The organism is Mangrovibacter phragmitis, from assembly GCF_040429585.1.
In the GTDB taxonomy this organism is placed as follows: Bacteria; Pseudomonadota; Gammaproteobacteria; order Enterobacterales; family Enterobacteriaceae; genus Mangrovibacter; species Mangrovibacter phragmitis.
The window spans coordinates 3,298,476-3,313,113 of sequence record NZ_CP134782.1 but is presented as its reverse complement, the minus strand read 5'-3'; the positions used below and the strand labels follow the sequence as shown (position 1 = coordinate 3,313,113).

Sequence of the window (14,638 nt, the reverse complement as noted above, 5' to 3'; positions counted from 1 at the left end):
GGGGAATCAGACTTCGCCGCGGTAAACACAACCTGCGGTGCAAGTCTCTTTAACCATTACTGCGCTCAACAAGGGTAACTGAGGCTTGAGTTGATCCCATACCCATTTCGCCAGCACTTCACTGGTGGGGTTTTCAAGCCCGGGAATATCGTTGAGATAATGGTGATCAAGGCGCTCCCAGGTCGGCTTAAATACGGCTTTGAGTTCGGCAAAATCAATAATCCAGCCGGTGTAAGGGTCAACTTCGCCGGTCACTTCCAGGCGCACCATAAAGGAATGCCCGTGCAGGCGGCCGCATTTGTGGCCTTCCGGAACATGGGGAAGGCGGTGCGCCGCTTCAAATGTAAAATCTTTAAATAAGCTGGTAGCCATAGGGAGTCCTGGTAAAGCAAAAAAACCGCCGCATAGTACATTAAATGGCTGTTTTACGCACTAACAATACTTGTCTTTACACCTGCTTTATATGCCTGCGATTTCCAGGTGCTGGCGCGTCTTGCCAGTAAATTATTTTTCCCCGAACACCTGCATCCTGGTTTTGCCGGGTGCGTTATGGCGCTTTATCTTATTTTAATAAATAAAATCAATGCATTAATCTACCTGTTTTACCGTTATTCATTACCTTAAAAAGTGATTAGTCAATTTGGTTATTTATTATTTCTATCACTTATTTAATTGTTATTATGCCCGCCGTTACCCTTATCGGCATTGTCTCTATCAATAATGTCATTAATCCGCCCCGTCTCTGCGCGGGTGCACACCTTCGGCAGCTACACGCTGTGGCACCACGCGGATAATAAGGCGACGGCTTTGAGCCAGTCAGCCTGAGTGATTTGGGGTTATTGACTGTTTATTTAAAACAGCCTCATTTGCTACTGGAACATAACGACGCATGACAAAACAGGTCCCACCGACAGCGCTGCTTCCGCTTAGTCCGGAGCAACTGGCCCGCCTGCAGGCGGCAACGACTGATTTCACCCCAACTCAGCTGGCCTGGTTATCTGGCTACTTCTGGGGCCAGGTTAACCAGACTGGCGCAGCGAGCATTGTGGCAGCCGCACCGGCGGCGGCAGAAGCGCCTTCTGTGACGGTGCTCAGTGCTTCCCAAACCGGGAATGCCCGCCGTATTGCAGAGCAAATGCGTGATGACCTGCTGGCAGAAAATATTAATGTGAAACTGGTCAGTGCGGGCGACTACAAATTCAAACAAATCGCTCAGGAAAAACTCTTACTGGTTGTCACCTCCACTCAGGGTGAGGGCGAACCGCCGGAAGAAGCGGTTGCGCTGCATAAATACTTGTTCTCCAAAAAAGCGCCTAAATTGCCGGATACGGCCTTTGCGGTATTGGGCCTTGGCGATACCTCTTATGAATTCTTCTGCCAGTCCGGGAAAGATTTCGACAGCAAACTGGCCGAGTTGGGTGCAGAGCGCCTGCTTGCGCGGGTTGATGCCGATGTTGAATACCAGCCCGCTGCAGAAGCCTGGCGTAAAGAAGTGGTCGCCCTGCTGAAAGACCGTGTACCTGCGTCGAGCGCAACTCCTTCTGCTGTGCTTGCCAGTGGTGCTGTCAATGAGGTTTACACCAGTCCTTACACTAAAGAAAACCCACTCAGCGCTACGCTGTCGGTAAACCAAAAAATTACCGGCCGTAATTCAGATAAAGATGTGCGCCACCTGGAAATTGATTTGGGAGAATCTGGCCTGCGTTATCAACCCGGTGATGCGCTGGGTGTGTGGTATCAGAATGACCCGGCACTGGTCAAAGAATTGGTGGAATTGCTGTGGCTTAAAGGCGATGAGCCGGTCACCGTGGGGGATAAAACCCTGCCTCTGGCCGAAGCTCTGCAGTGGCATTTTGAACTGACCGTCAATACTGCGGCAATTGTTGAGAAATACGCCACCTTAACCCGTAACGACGCTTTGCTGGATAAAGTGGGCGATAAAACCAGCCTGCAGGCATATGCCGCCAGTACGCCCATTGTGGATATGGTGCGCTTTGCTCCGGCACAGCTTGATGCACAAGCGCTGGTAAGCTTACTGCGCCCGCTAACGCCTCGTCTGTACTCCATCGCTTCTTCTCAGGCAGAAGTGGAAAACGAAGTGCATATCACTGTCGGTGTTGTGCGTTATGACATCGAAGGCCGTGCACGCACTGGCGGTGCATCCGGTTTCCTGGCAGACCGCCTTGAAGAAGACGGCGAAGTGCGGGTGTTTATCGAACATAACGATAATTTCCGTTTGCCAGAAGACAGCCAGACGCCGGTCATTATGATTGGCCCGGGCACGGGGGTTGCGCCTTTCCGCGCGTTTATGCAGCAACGTGCTGCTGACGGAGCAGAAGGGAAAAACTGGTTGTTCTTTGGCAACCCGCATTTTACTGAAGATTTCCTGTACCAGGTTGAATGGCAGGCACTGGTCAAAGAAGGCGTCCTGAATCAGATAGACCTGGCCTGGTCACGCGACCAGGATCATAAAATTTACGTACAAGATAAACTGCGTGAACAGGGCGCAGAGCTGTGGCGCTGGATTAACGAAGGCGCACACATTTATGTCTGTGGCGATGCATCCCGTATGGCGAAGGATGTTGAACAGGCTTTACTGGACGTGATTGCCACTTATGGTGATATGGACACCGAAGCGGCAGACGAATATTTAAGTGAGCTGCGCCTGGCGCGCCGTTATCAGCGAGATGTCTACTAATGAGTGAAAAACATCCTGGACCCCTGGTGGTTGAAGGCAAACTGGCCGATGCCGAACGCCTGAAACTTGACAGCAACTTCCTGCGTGGAACGATTGCGGAAGATTTAAATGATGGCCTGACGGGCGGTTTTAACGGTGACAACTTCCTGCTGATCCGTTTTCACGGCATGTATCAGCAGGATGACCGCGATATTCGTGCTGAGCGCGCTGAACAGAAACTGGAACCACGCCATGCCATGATGCTGCGCTGCCGCCTGCCGGGCGGTGTGATGTCGCCACAGCAGTGGCTGGCAATTGAAGAGTTTGCGGGTGAAGAAACTCTGTATGGCAGTGTTCGCCTCACCAACCGCCAGACTTTTCAGTTCCATGGCATCCTGAAAAAAGATCTGAAATCTGCGCACCAGTTATTACATAAAGTTGGCCTGGATGCTCTGGCGACGGCTAACGATGTTAACCGTAATGTGTTGTGTACTTCTAACCCGGTGGAATCCCGCCTGCATGAGCAGGCTTACGCATGGGCGAAGAAAATTTCTGAGCACCTGCTGCCGCGCACTCGTGCTTATGCCGAGATCTGGCTGGATCAGGAAAAAGTCGCCACTACCGATGAAGAGCCGATTCTGGGGGCGACTTATCTGCCCCGTAAATTTAAAACCACGGTGGTTGTTCCGCCGCAAAATGATGTTGATCTTCACGCCAACGACATGAACTTTGTCGCGATAGCAGAAAATGGCGAGCTGGTTGGTTTTAACCTGCTGGTGGGTGGTGGCTTGTCTATCGACCACGGTAACAAGAAAACCTATGCGCGCACCGCAAGTGAATTTGGTTTTATTCCGCTGGAACACACGCTGGCTGTGGCAGAAGCTGTGGTTACCACGCAGCGAGACTGGGGTAACCGTACAGACCGTAAAAACGCGAAAACCAAGTACACCCTGGAGCGCGTGGGTGTCGACGTATTTAAAGCCGAAGTTGAGCGCCGTGCCGGTATCACATTCGCCCCGATTCGCCCGTATGAATTTACTGGCCGTGGTGACCGCATTGGCTGGGTGAAAGGTATTGACGACAAATGGCACCTGACTCTGTTTATCGAGAATGGCCGCATCCTGGATTATCCTGGCCGCCCACTGAAAACCGGGCTGCGCGAAATAGCCCGTATTCATAAAGGTGACTTCCGCCTGACTGCCAACCAGAACCTGATTGTTGCAGGTGTGCCGGAAAGTGACAAAGCAGCGATTGAGAAACTGGCGCGTGACCATGGCCTGATGAACAGCGTAACCCCTCAGCGTGAAAACGCGATGGCGTGCGTGTCATTCCCAACCTGCCCACTGGCAATGGCCGAAGCGGAACGCTTCCTGCCGGGTTTTGTGGACCAGGTGGATGGCATCATGGCGAAACATGGCATGAGCGATGAGCATATCGTATTGCGTGTAACTGGTTGCCCGAATGGCTGTGGCCGTGCACTGCTGGCCGAAGTGGGGTTAATTGGTAAAGCTCCTGGTCGTTATAACCTGTACATTGGTGGTAACCGTACTGGCACACGCATTCCACGTATGTACCGCGAAAATATCACGGATGCGGAAATTGTCAGCATCATGGATACCCTGGTGGGCCAGTGGGCGGAACAGCGTGAATCTGATGAAGGGTTTGGTGACTTTGCGGTGCGCACAGGTATTGTGCGACCGGTACTGGACCCGGCCCGGGATTTCTGGGAATAACCTGGAGGCAAATATGGCTACGTTTGACAGAGAAGCGCTGAATGCGCTGCCCAAAGCAGAGCGCATAATGGAGCTGGCTGAAACTAATAATCAACTGGAAAAGCTGACCGCTGAGCAGCGCGTTGCCTGGGCGCTGGAAAACCTGAGTGGTGAGTTTGTGCTCTCTTCCAGCTTTGGGATTCAGGCGGCGATGTGCCTGCATCTGGTCACGCAGCAATATCCGGATATCCCGGTTATCCTCACCGATACTGGTTACTTGTTCCCGGAAACCTATCAGTTTATTGATGAGTTGACCGACAAGCTCAAACTTAACCTGAAAGTGTACCGGGCAGAACAAAGCCCGGCCTGGCAGGAGGCGCGTTACGGCAAATTGTGGGAACAAGGTGTTGAAGGCATTGAGAAATACAATACGCTCAACAAAGTTGAACCCATGAACCGTGCACTCAAAGATCTTAACGCAGGCACCTGGTTTGCCGGGTTGCGCCGTGAACAGTCTGGCAGCCGGGCCGCTTTGCCGGTGCTGGCGATTCAGCGTGAAGTGTTTAAGATCCTGCCAATAATCGACTGGGATAACCGCCAGGTTTACCAGTACCTGACTGCGCATGGTCTGAAATATCACCCATTGTGGGATCAGGGTTACCTCTCTGTAGGTGATACCCATACTACCCGCAAATGGGAACCGGGCATGGCAGAAGAAGAAACGCGTTTCTTCGGCCTGAAACGGGAATGTGGCCTGCACGAAGGTTAATCGCTGTAAAACGCACTGGGGGAATGGCCCCGGTGCGGTTTTGTCTCTGCTCTAATTCCAGCTTCAGTTTCAATTTCAATACGCCGCTGACAGCCTGTCACTGCTTTCTTCCTGCGCTTGCTTATTCTTCCGGGCTGCAAATTGTTTACTACTTTGTGTTTCAACTTCCTTTTGTGAATTAGTAGTACTAATAAATGGGTGAATATCACAAATTTGCAGTTAATCTGGTTTTATTATCGCAATTTATAACCTGTGTCGTTATAAATAGTATGACTAATTAAAAGGAGAGAATGATGTTTGACGATTTACATGGAAAGCGGGTTCTGATTACTGGCAGCACTGCCGGGGTTGGCCTGGCGGCTGCCCAGGCGTTTGCCCGGCGCGGTGCACTGGTCGGGATCAACGGCCGCCGCCCGCCAGAGGAAATGGCTGAGGTGGTTGCCGCGTTGCGGGAACTGGGTGGCGATGCGGCTTATTTTCAGGCGGATTTATGTGATTCTTCCGCCTGCGAAAAACTGGTCGCGAGTTTCACAACACATTTCGGCGGGCTGGATGTTTTGGTCAATAATGCAGGTGGTTTAGGGGGCCGCGCCGGTCTGGAAGCCATTGATGATGCATTCTATGATCATGTGATGGATCTCAATGCCCGTTCTGCATTGATGATGACCAAATACGCTCTGCCATTTTTGCGTGCCAGCGCCAAAGCCAGTGGTAAAACAGCGGCGGTTATCAGTACCGGGTCGATTGCCGGGCGCGAAGGCGGCGGTATTGGTGCGGGCATTTATGCGGCATCCAAAGCCTGGCTGCACGATATCCACCGCAACTGGGTCAAAGAATTTACCAAAGACGGTATTCGCTTCAACATTGTATCTCCCGGTACTATTGATACGGCTTTCCATGAAGACAAGCCTCAGGAGCTGCGGGATAAAATTGCCGGTTCTATTCCCATGGGGCGTTTTGGCCGCAGCGAGGAAGTCGCGCCCAGTTTCCTGTTCCTGGCATCACATGCCTGCAGCGGGTATATCACCGGGCAGATCCTTGATGTGAATGGCGGGCAGATAGCGCCGTAAACTACAGAATGGCTTGCCGGGAAAGGTGCTGAACACTGACCCGGCAACTGCCCATTTTGCCAGCCCCTGTGCTACACTGCGCCCCTTCCTGAATCAGGTATTAGAGTCAGATGCAATTTACCGCCATAAGCACGACACAACGCGGCCTTGACGGGCTGATCGCACGAGATATCGCCCGCCGGATCCTGTCTGGCGAATTACCTCCCGGTACGATTTTACCCAGTGAAGTTGAGCTGGGCGAACAACTGGGTGTCAGCCGTACTGCGCTGCGGGAAGCGTTAAAACAACTCACCTCAAAGGGGCTGATTGAATCGCGCCCCAAAACCGGGACGCGGGTCCGGCCCAGAACCAGCTGGAATATCCTCGATGCACAATTACTGGACTGGATGTCGGGTATGGAAGGTACGCTGGAAATGTACCACCAGTTCCTGGATTTCCGCCGGGTGATTGAACCCCATGCCACCAGGCTTGCTGCGGAAAATGCCACAACTGAGCAGCGTATTGAGTTATCCCGCGTTTATGATGAGCTCTGCCAGCGTGCCCGTGATTTTTCCCCGGAAGAGTGGGTGGAAGTGGACACACGTTTTCACAGCCTGATTTTCCAGGCATCCGGTAACTGTTTTTATCTGCCGTTCGGTAATTTGCTGACTACGGTATTTAAATGGTTTATCAGCCATTCTTCCCGGGATGGTGGCATGTGCCTTGCTGAACATCACCAGATTTATAAAGCGATTATGATGGCAGATGGCGAAGCAGCGTACCAGGCTTCACTCGCGCTGATGAATGCGAAAAAGCACCGCCTGTAACGGGAAGTGAACCGGTGCCCGGCGTTACCGGCACCGGTTCACCGGGTTTTCAGCCTGCTATCAGTTGGGCATCAAACCCGCCGGAACCCGGCCGGTTGTCTACCGTCACCAGGGCGGCACTACCGTCAGTAAACGTTATCTGCAACTGGGTGCGACGGGCGCTGTCTTCACAAATATTAACCTGGCTGACTTTCCCCCGGGCATCCACCGAATATTCGCTCGCTTCATCAAACTCGCCGTGGCTTTCCAGTACTGTGGCAAACAATGTATCGCTGGCATGGGTGCGCCAAATCCAGCACGGCTCAGTGCGCAGGTTATTATCCGGGTCACTGGCACCTGTGCGGGCGATAATCAGCTCGCCACCTGCTGGCATGGCTGTGGTGATGGTGTAGTAAGTATCGCCATCCAGCCAGCTAATCTGGCTATGTTCCCCGGTGGGTATTGCTCCTCTGGCGCAGTCCCACAAATGCTGGTAGCCGTGTGCGTTACCCAGTGGCGCCAGTTGGGGTTTGCTTTGGAGTGAGATGTTGCTGGCAATACGCTGCCCTCGTATATGCAGGCAGTAATCATACTGGTGCGGTGTTGGGCTTTGCAGGCGAAACAGATCTACTAACAGCGGGCGTGGGCAGGCGGGCAGCGTGAGTAGCAACACTGTGCGCTGTTGGGTTACATCTGGCCAGTAATGCCGCGCAATGGCACTCATCCCCGAACCGAGCGCGTGGTTACCCTGAAAAAAATGGGTTTCACCGTGGTCGCCTGTTGCCAGTGTTTTATTGCCCTGGTGCTGGCAACCACTATCGACTGTTACGGTATTGTGGGCTACGGTTTGTTTGCAATAGCTGTTGTTCTCCGCAATATAACGCCCACCAAACTTAGGTTCGACATTCACCCAGCGCCCGAAACCATAATCCTGCAACACTTCCTTACCCCGGTTAAACAGGCTCAGGTGCAGACCGTCAAAATGCCCGTGGTTCAGGGCACTGTGCATGCCGGATATGTCACCATGACCACCCCACCAAAGCAGTGCCATGGTCTGGTCGCCTTGAGAGCACACCTGGCGTAACACACCCACGCCGCCTTTATCTCCTTGTGGGCCATCCCGCCATATGCCGCCAGGCCAGGTGGGGTACGGCCCGGCTGGTTGTTCACGGTCTGGCAGCAGGGCGCCAGCACAAGGCCAGAGTTTACCCTGCCAGGCAGCGAGTGCCGCTAACCGTGCATCTGGCCCATAATGCTGGCGGCACAAGCTTACAGCTAACACTGCACCTTCATCTTTCAGGTTCATCGTTTTGGATGCGTCATTAAGCGCGGGGAGCGTGCCATCCGGGAAGGCCAGGGCAAACAAGGCATAGCAGGCTGCTTTAATGCGCTTCCCGGCAAATTGCCAAATATTCAGTTCTGGCTGAAAACGGGAAATTGCCTGAGCAAACATCAGCAGCGGCCGCAATGCAAAACGCTGGTAGTACAGCCCTTCAACGTAAAACCCGTCGCAGGAAAAAAGCTGGCTGATTTGTGCCATAAAACCACCACTCTGGCTGTCGCCCTTAAGGCCATAGAGCGCGGCATCCACCAGTGACTGATCATTCAGGGCATAACCACATAGCCCTACGGCGGCAACCGACCAGATGCCATGGTTATGCACAATATCAAATGTGGCGGCATGGGTTTCCACGGCCTCGGTTGCCATCAGCCGTAACAAATTGTTTTCAATGTGTTCCCGGGTTTGCGCCGCAGTGCTTTCTTTCACGCAGGACCAGGCATGTGCGGCATAGAGCAAAAACATATCTTCGTTCAGTGTCTGGTGAAACAGCCGCCCGGGGGGATTGGTATCTTTACTGGTGGCGTTACCAAGGTGGGGATAAATATCGGCGTAGCCCGACAACACCGCAATGATTTTATCGCGCCACACCGGGTCCTGGGTGAATTGCCATAACCAGCCTGCCAGGTGCAGCATCTGGTAATGCGTTTTGTGCTGAAGATGCTCCGGGCCACCGCCTTCACCATGGCCGGGGATAACCACGGGCGCAGCCAGCCAGGCCGCGGCCTGTGCCTGGTAGTGGCGCAATGTTTTCCCCAGCAGCGAGTTCTGTGCGAGCGCATCCCTGCATTTGGCTATGTCATGCGAATCAATAAATAGCGCACTTTCACAAGTCATAAAACGATTCCTTTTGTTTAATAGTATGACTATTAAACAAGGTTTTTGACTTGTTTGTCTAATTTACTTCCTGTTTTTGCACCATTTTTTCAGTTGTTCGTAACTTGTTTCACACTTTTATCTTTTTATTAGTATGACTAATTTGCGGGTTTGCCAGATCTTCAACCAGGGGTAACATCACTTTCATCACTGCCCGTGTGCGCTTTTCAACCTGCCCGGGCAGCCAGTGATCCAAATACTGTTGGTTATCACGGGTAACATCGTGGCGGCTGGTGCCTGAAGGGAATGCTTTGCTTTTGGCGCGTTGTTGTTTCCCGTCGTGCTGGCCGAGTGACCAGTCCGTTGCTTCAACTGCCAGCACGGGAATACCTGCTTTATCAAAGACGCTGGCATCATGCGTCGGGCCGGTGCCTTCAGGCCAGGCCGAAGAAAGCCCTGGGCTGGTTAATGCACGAATACCAAGCTGGCGCGCCAGGGTAAGCGCCCGGTCTCGGGTGAGCTTACGCACGGCAACTGGCGTGTTCTTCCCACTATTAAAGTAGATATGATCACCCACAATCAGGCTACTGAGGTTAATCACTAACAATGTGTTGCGTTTTTCTTTTGCACTCATGCGGGCCAGGTAATCTTCTGCTCCTGAATGGCTGGTGTATTCACCACTGGTGGCGATAAAGCGCAAGGTATAGCGAGTTTTAACATGCTGTAAACGTTGAGCCAGCTCCAGCATTACCCCCAGACCGGAAGCATTATCATCCATTCCCTGCAAAGTGAGCCCACCCAGGTTATTGTCGCTGTCACTGTCGCTGTGTGGAGCATAGGTGTCGAGGTGCGCCATAATAATTATCTGCTCGGGCAGCTCACCTTCCCGCGCGGCGATCACCGTACTGCCCGTGACATTTTGCCAGGTCTTATTCCCTTCTTTGCTGGTGTAGGTATAACGGCTGTGGAACTGGCGAACATCGCTCTGGTAGCCCCATTGCTGAAATTGTTGTTGCAGGTATTCCGCCGACAGCATTTCAGCCGGGGAGCCGGTCATACGGCCAGGGAAAACGGTAGCGAGGTGGCGGGCTTGCAAACTGGCAGTTTCACCCAGAGCAGGCTCTTTGGCGAAGACGGCAAACGAGCAGCATACGCCCAGGGCGATAACTATCGCTGAATGGCGCAATGCGGAAAGCATAATGGTTCCTTTATCCTGTTCAATTTAACTTACATGCAATTGGCGAGAATAGTATGGAACTGTTGGTGGCAACTGACAATTTCATTTATGCTGAAAAGCACTGAAACCTTTTTTTGAGCACTTTTTGTTGTTATTCCATAGTGGCGTTATTCCATTGTGGAACTACTCATTCCAATTCGTCATTTCATTCATTTTTAGCTGACCCCTATAGTCCTTCTATCACCCGGTTGTATTGGGGTTTGACGTTTGCGGAATCTTCCTGCCCCTGATGGTTGGTGCATCCTGGCCCGCCATCACGTTCTGACCCTGTATACAGCTTAGCGGTATAAAACTCGCGCTCCCGGAAACACAGCCTGTCGGGCGCATTTTCGTATTCACCTGGCAACATAATACAGACGAAAGCCCCTGAACTTTCGCCTTGAATCTGTCTTAAGGAAGGGTTATGGACCAAAAACGACTTACCCATTTGCGGTTACTGGAAGCGGAAAGCATCCATATTATCCGTGAAGTGGCTGCTGAATTCGCCAATCCGGTCATGCTGTATTCTATCGGTAAGGATTCATCGGTGATGCTGCACCTGGCTCGTAAGGCGTTCTTCCCGGGAACCCTGCCGTTTCCTCTGCTGCATGTTGATACCGGCTGGAAATTCCGCGAAATGTATGAATTCCGCGATCGCACAGCAAAAGAATATGGTTTTGAATTGCTGGTGCACCGTAACCCGGAAGGCCTGGCAATGGGCATCAACCCCTTTGTCCACGGTAGTGCCAAACATACCGATATCATGAAAACCGAAGGTCTGAAGCAGGCACTGAATAAATACGGTTTTGATGCCGCGTTTGGTGGTGCACGCCGCGACGAAGAAAAGTCCCGTGCTAAAGAGCGTATCTACTCTTTCCGTGACCGTTTCCACCGCTGGGACCCGAAAAACCAGCGCCCGGAACTGTGGCATAACTACAATGGCCAGGTTAACAAAGGTGAAAGCATCCGTGTGTTCCCCTTGTCTAACTGGACTGAGTTGGATATTTGGCAGTATATCTACCTGGAAAATATTGAAATTGTTCCGCTCTACCTGGCGGCTGAACGCCCTGTACTGGAGCGCGACGGTATGTTGATGATGATTGACGATGACCGGATTGATATACAACCGGGCGAAGTTATCAAACAGCGTAGGGTGCGTTTCCGTACTCTCGGATGCTGGCCACTGACAGGCGCGGTTGAATCTGAAGCTGCCACACTGCCTGAAATTATCGAAGAAATGCTGGTGTCTACCACCAGTGAACGGCAGGGGCGTGTAATTGACCGCGACCAGGCGGGCTCTATGGAGCTCAAAAAACGTCAGGGTTATTTCTAAGGAGTCATGATGAATACTACGATTGCCCGCCAGATTGCAGACCAGGGTGGTGTTGAAGCTTACCTGCAGGCCCAGCAACACAAAAGCCTGCTGCGCTTCTTAACCTGCGGCAGTGTTGATGATGGCAAAAGCACCCTGATTGGTCGCTTGTTGCACGATACCCGCCAGATTTATGAAGACCAGCTGTCTTCTTTGCACAACGACAGCAAACGCCACGGTACTCAGGGCGAAAAACTGGACCTCGCACTGCTGGTGGATGGTTTACAGGCTGAGCGTGAGCAGGGTATCACCATTGATGTGGCTTACCGCTATTTCTCTACGGAAAAACGGAAGTTTATTATTGCGGATACCCCGGGGCACGAGCAGTACACCCGTAATATGGCAACCGGCGCTTCTACATGTGACCTGGCGATTTTGCTGATAGACGCCCGTAAAGGTGTACTGGATCAGACGCGTCGGCACAGCTTTATCTCCACGTTGCTGGGGATTCGCCACCTGATTGTTGCCGTTAATAAAATGGATTTGATGGAATACAGCGAAGAAACTTTCGAATCCATCCGCCAGGCTTACCTGGATTTTGCAGCACAGTTACCGGGTGAACTGGATATTCGCTTTGTACCGCTGTCTGCGCTGGAAGGCGACAACGTGGCGTCACAAAGCAGCAACATGCCATGGTACAGTGGCCCTACTTTGTTGGAAGTGCTGGAAACGGTTGAAATTAAACGTGTCGTCGACAGCCAGCCAATGCGCTTCCCAGTACAGTATGTTAACCGTCCGAACCTGGATTTTCGTGGTTACGCAGGCACCCTCGCATCAGGCACATTACGCCCGGGCACCCGTGTGAAAGTGTTACCTTCGGGTGTTGAGTCCACTGTCAGCCGTATTGTGACTTTTGATGGTGACCTGGATGAAGCCATTGCCGGTGAAGCGATTACCCTGGTGCTGAAAGATGAAATTGACATCAGCCGTGGCGATTTACTGGTTGAAGCCGATACCGTGCTGCCTTCAGCACAACGCGCCAGCCTTAATGTGGTGTGGATGGCAGAACAGCCACTGGAAGTGGGTAACAGCTATGATGTGAAAATCGCAGGCAAGAAAACCCGTGCGCGTATCGACAAAATTGATTACCAGGTGGATATCAATAACCTGAGCCATCGCGAAGTTGCCAGCCTGCCTCTGAATGGTATCGGTCTGGTGGAAGTCACCTTTGATGAACCACTGGTACTGGACAGCTACCAGCAAAACCCGGTGACTGGCGGGATGATATTTATTGATCGCCTGAGCAATGTCACGGTGGGTGCCGGGCTGGTGGTTGAAACCCTGGGCCAGCAGGCTGTGACATCTGAATTCAGTGCCTTTGAACTGGAACTGAATGCTTTGGTTCGTCGCCATTTCCCTCACTGGGGCGCGCGTGATTTGTTGGGAGGCCAGTAATGGCCAACCATGACGAGAATGTTGTCTGGCACAGCCACGTTGTCACGCGTGAGCAACGGGAACAACACCACGGGCACCGTGGTGTTGTGCTGTGGTTCACTGGCCTGTCAGGCTCGGGCAAATCCACGGTTGCTGGTGCACTGGAAGTGGCACTGAGCAAGCTCGGCGTCAGTACCTATTTGCTGGATGGCGACAATGTGCGCCATGGCTTGTGCAGCGACCTGGGATTCAGCGATGCAGATCGCAAAGAAAACATCCGCAGAGTGGGGGAAGTTGCCCGGCTGATGGTAGACGCTGGCCTGGTTGTGCTGACGGCATTTATCTCTCCGCACCGCAGCGAACGGGCGATGGTGCGCGAGCGCCTGGGGGAAGGGCGGTTTATTGAAGTATTTGTTGATACCCCGCTTGAGGTGTGTGAAACCCGTGACCCCAAAGGGTTGTATAAAAAAGCCCGTGCGGGGGAACTGCGTAATTTCACCGGAATTGATGCGGTTTATGAGCCGCCTGAAATGCCGGAAATCCACCTTGATGGTCAACAATTGGTAACAAATTTGACAGCCCAATTATTAGATCTGTTGCGCAGGGAAGATATTATCAAATCCTGAGACCATGCCGGATTATACACGCTGGAGTATCCGGCAAGGCACAAGACAGGATAGGTTATGCGCAACACGACTCAATTAATTGTTTCCCGGGCAGATACGGTTCCTCCGCCTGCCAGCAATACAGAAAATAGCTGGTCACTTCCCGGTGGTATCATCGGTTTTGTGGCCTGGCTACTGGCGCTCGCCGTTCCTTTTTGGCTTTATGGCTCTAACACGCTGTTTTTCTTCCTTTATACCTGGCCCTTCTTTTTGGCTCTGATGCCTGTCGCCATTGTTGTCGGTATTGCGGTTCACTCATTGCTGCATCGCAGATTATGGCTGAGTTGTCCACTTACCTGCCTTGTAGTTATGGTTATGTTCGGCTGCCTATTTATGTGGTTGCTGGGCTAATCTGAGAGAGTGTGTAATGAGTAATGGCGCATCCCGGATGGTTTTGTGGTAAATTCTGCCGCCTGCGTCGGCAATAACTCGTATACCCTGCTTTACAGGCTGGACACACGGTGGTGTCTGTCGGCAAATTGTGGGATGATGTTTGCCGTTTTTCAGGGGGCGCAATGGGTAAACTAACGCTGCTGTTATTGGCTTTGCTGGTCTGGCTACAGTATTCACTGTGGTTCGGAAAAAATGGTGTGCACGACTATTCGCGTGTAAAAAGCGATGTCGAGGCGCAACAGGCCACTAATGCCAAACTGAAATCAAGAAACGACCAGTTGTTTGCTGAAATAGACGATTTAAACGGCGGGCAGGAAGCGATTGAAGAGCGTGCCCGCAATGAGCTGAGCATGATTAAACCTGGCGAAACATTTTACCGCCTGGTACCGGATGCGTCTAAACGTAACGGGAACATGTCACGACCAAATAATCAATAACCACTCAGGTTCT

The 14,638-nt window shown here is 52.2% G+C and carries 13 protein-coding genes; 10 read left to right on the top strand and 3 right to left on the bottom strand.

From position 1 onward, the window contains the following. Positions 1 to 6 precede the first annotated feature (6 nt). Complete coding sequence (gene queD, locus MPHASIOC01_RS16040) at positions 7 to 372, bottom strand: 6-carboxytetrahydropterin synthase QueD (RefSeq protein WP_353612915.1); 366 nt, start codon at positions 370 to 372, stop codon at positions 7 to 9. A gap of 517 nt (positions 373 to 889) precedes the next feature. Between queD and cysJ the strand changes: the two genes are divergently transcribed. The 5 genes from cysJ to MPHASIOC01_RS16015 all read left to right on the top strand — a co-directional run bounded on the left by cysJ (position 890) and on the right by MPHASIOC01_RS16015 (position 7,034). Beyond that, complete coding sequence (gene cysJ / locus MPHASIOC01_RS16035; protein ID WP_353612914.1) at positions 890 to 2,698, top strand: NADPH-dependent assimilatory sulfite reductase flavoprotein subunit; 1,809 nt, start codon at positions 890 to 892, stop codon at positions 2,696 to 2,698. Beyond that, positions 2,698 to 4,410 carry an assimilatory sulfite reductase (NADPH) hemoprotein subunit gene (gene cysI / locus MPHASIOC01_RS16030; RefSeq protein WP_064601006.1) on the top strand — a complete coding sequence of 571 codons (1,713 nt, stop codon included), beginning with the start codon at positions 2,698 to 2,700 and terminating at the stop codon, positions 4,408 to 4,410. Before cysJ ends, cysI begins: the two co-directional genes overlap by 1 nt. Before the next feature lie 13 nt (positions 4,411 to 4,423). After that, positions 4,424 to 5,158, top strand: coding sequence for a phosphoadenosine phosphosulfate reductase (gene cysH / locus MPHASIOC01_RS16025; protein ID WP_064601005.1), 735 nt, complete (start codon positions 4,424 to 4,426; stop codon positions 5,156 to 5,158). Between the two features lie 290 nt (positions 5,159 to 5,448). Continuing rightward, positions 5,449 to 6,228 (top strand): SDR family NAD(P)-dependent oxidoreductase, encoded by a 780-nt coding sequence (locus tag MPHASIOC01_RS16020; protein WP_231889225.1) that lies wholly within the window; start codon positions 5,449 to 5,451, stop codon positions 6,226 to 6,228. Positions 6,229 to 6,338: 110 nt separating this feature from the next. After that, positions 6,339 to 7,034, top strand: coding sequence for a FadR/GntR family transcriptional regulator (locus MPHASIOC01_RS16015; RefSeq protein WP_064601003.1), 696 nt, complete (start codon positions 6,339 to 6,341; stop codon positions 7,032 to 7,034). Between the two features lie 49 nt (positions 7,035 to 7,083). Here MPHASIOC01_RS16015 and MPHASIOC01_RS16010 read toward each other — a convergent pair whose 3' ends face one another. Beyond that, a complete protein-coding gene (locus tag MPHASIOC01_RS16010) occupies positions 7,084 to 9,189 on the bottom strand; it encodes a heparinase II/III family protein (RefSeq protein WP_353612913.1) in 2,106 nt (701 codons plus the stop codon). Between the two features lie 109 nt (positions 9,190 to 9,298). Continuing rightward, positions 9,299 to 10,366, bottom strand: a complete 1,068-nt coding sequence (locus MPHASIOC01_RS16005; RefSeq protein WP_064601001.1) for an aminopeptidase — start codon at positions 10,364 to 10,366, stop codon at positions 9,299 to 9,301. Between the two features lie 442 nt (positions 10,367 to 10,808). Here MPHASIOC01_RS16005 and cysD point away from each other — a divergent pair, with 442 nt between their 5' ends. The 5 genes from cysD (at position 10,809) to ftsB (ending at position 14,625) form a co-directional block, all read left to right on the top strand. Next, the gene (gene cysD / locus MPHASIOC01_RS16000) at positions 10,809 to 11,717 is read left to right on the top strand and encodes a sulfate adenylyltransferase subunit CysD (RefSeq protein ID WP_064601000.1); all 909 of its coding nucleotides are present in this window, start codon (positions 10,809 to 10,811) and stop codon (positions 11,715 to 11,717) included. Positions 11,718 to 11,726: 9 nt separating this feature from the next. Continuing rightward, the gene (gene cysN, locus MPHASIOC01_RS15995; RefSeq protein WP_064600999.1) at positions 11,727 to 13,151 is read left to right on the top strand and encodes a sulfate adenylyltransferase subunit CysN; all 1,425 of its coding nucleotides are present in this window, start codon (positions 11,727 to 11,729) and stop codon (positions 13,149 to 13,151) included. Beyond that, entirely contained in the window at positions 13,151 to 13,756 is a 606-nt protein-coding gene (gene cysC / locus MPHASIOC01_RS15990) for an adenylyl-sulfate kinase (protein ID WP_064600998.1), read from the top strand. The genes cysN and cysC overlap by 1 nt, the downstream gene beginning before the upstream one ends. A gap of 57 nt (positions 13,757 to 13,813) precedes the next feature. After that, positions 13,814 to 14,146: a DUF3561 family protein gene (locus MPHASIOC01_RS15985; RefSeq protein WP_064600997.1), complete on the top strand. Its 333-nt coding sequence runs from the start codon at positions 13,814 to 13,816 to the stop codon at positions 14,144 to 14,146. A 164-nt stretch (positions 14,147 to 14,310) separates the two neighbouring features. Continuing rightward, complete coding sequence (gene ftsB, locus MPHASIOC01_RS15980) at positions 14,311 to 14,625, top strand: cell division protein FtsB (RefSeq protein WP_064600996.1); 315 nt, start codon at positions 14,311 to 14,313, stop codon at positions 14,623 to 14,625. Positions 14,626 to 14,638: the final 13 nt, after the last annotated feature.

Coding starts and splice junctions, on each gene's coding strand:
- queD (WP_353612915.1), bottom strand. CDS start 372: ATGGCTACCAGCTTATTTAAAGATTTTACATTTGAAGCGGCGCACCGC.
- cysJ (WP_353612914.1), top strand. CDS start 890: ATGACAAAACAGGTCCCACCGACAGCGCTGCTTCCGCTTAGTCCGGAG.
- cysI (WP_064601006.1), top strand. CDS start 2,698: ATGAGTGAAAAACATCCTGGACCCCTGGTGGTTGAAGGCAAACTGGCC.
- cysH (WP_064601005.1), top strand. CDS start 4,424: ATGGCTACGTTTGACAGAGAAGCGCTGAATGCGCTGCCCAAAGCAGAG.
- MPHASIOC01_RS16020 (WP_231889225.1), top strand. CDS start 5,449: ATGATGTTTGACGATTTACATGGAAAGCGGGTTCTGATTACTGGCAGC.
- MPHASIOC01_RS16015 (WP_064601003.1), top strand. CDS start 6,339: ATGCAATTTACCGCCATAAGCACGACACAACGCGGCCTTGACGGGCTG.
- MPHASIOC01_RS16010 (WP_353612913.1), bottom strand. CDS start 9,189: ATGACTTGTGAAAGTGCGCTATTTATTGATTCGCATGACATAGCCAAA.
- MPHASIOC01_RS16005 (WP_064601001.1), bottom strand. CDS start 10,366: ATGCTTTCCGCATTGCGCCATTCAGCGATAGTTATCGCCCTGGGCGTA.
- cysD (WP_064601000.1), top strand. CDS start 10,809: ATGGACCAAAAACGACTTACCCATTTGCGGTTACTGGAAGCGGAAAGC.
- cysN (WP_064600999.1), top strand. CDS start 11,727: ATGAATACTACGATTGCCCGCCAGATTGCAGACCAGGGTGGTGTTGAA.
- cysC (WP_064600998.1), top strand. CDS start 13,151: ATGGCCAACCATGACGAGAATGTTGTCTGGCACAGCCACGTTGTCACG.
- MPHASIOC01_RS15985 (WP_064600997.1), top strand. CDS start 13,814: ATGCGCAACACGACTCAATTAATTGTTTCCCGGGCAGATACGGTTCCT.
- ftsB (WP_064600996.1), top strand. CDS start 14,311: ATGGGTAAACTAACGCTGCTGTTATTGGCTTTGCTGGTCTGGCTACAG.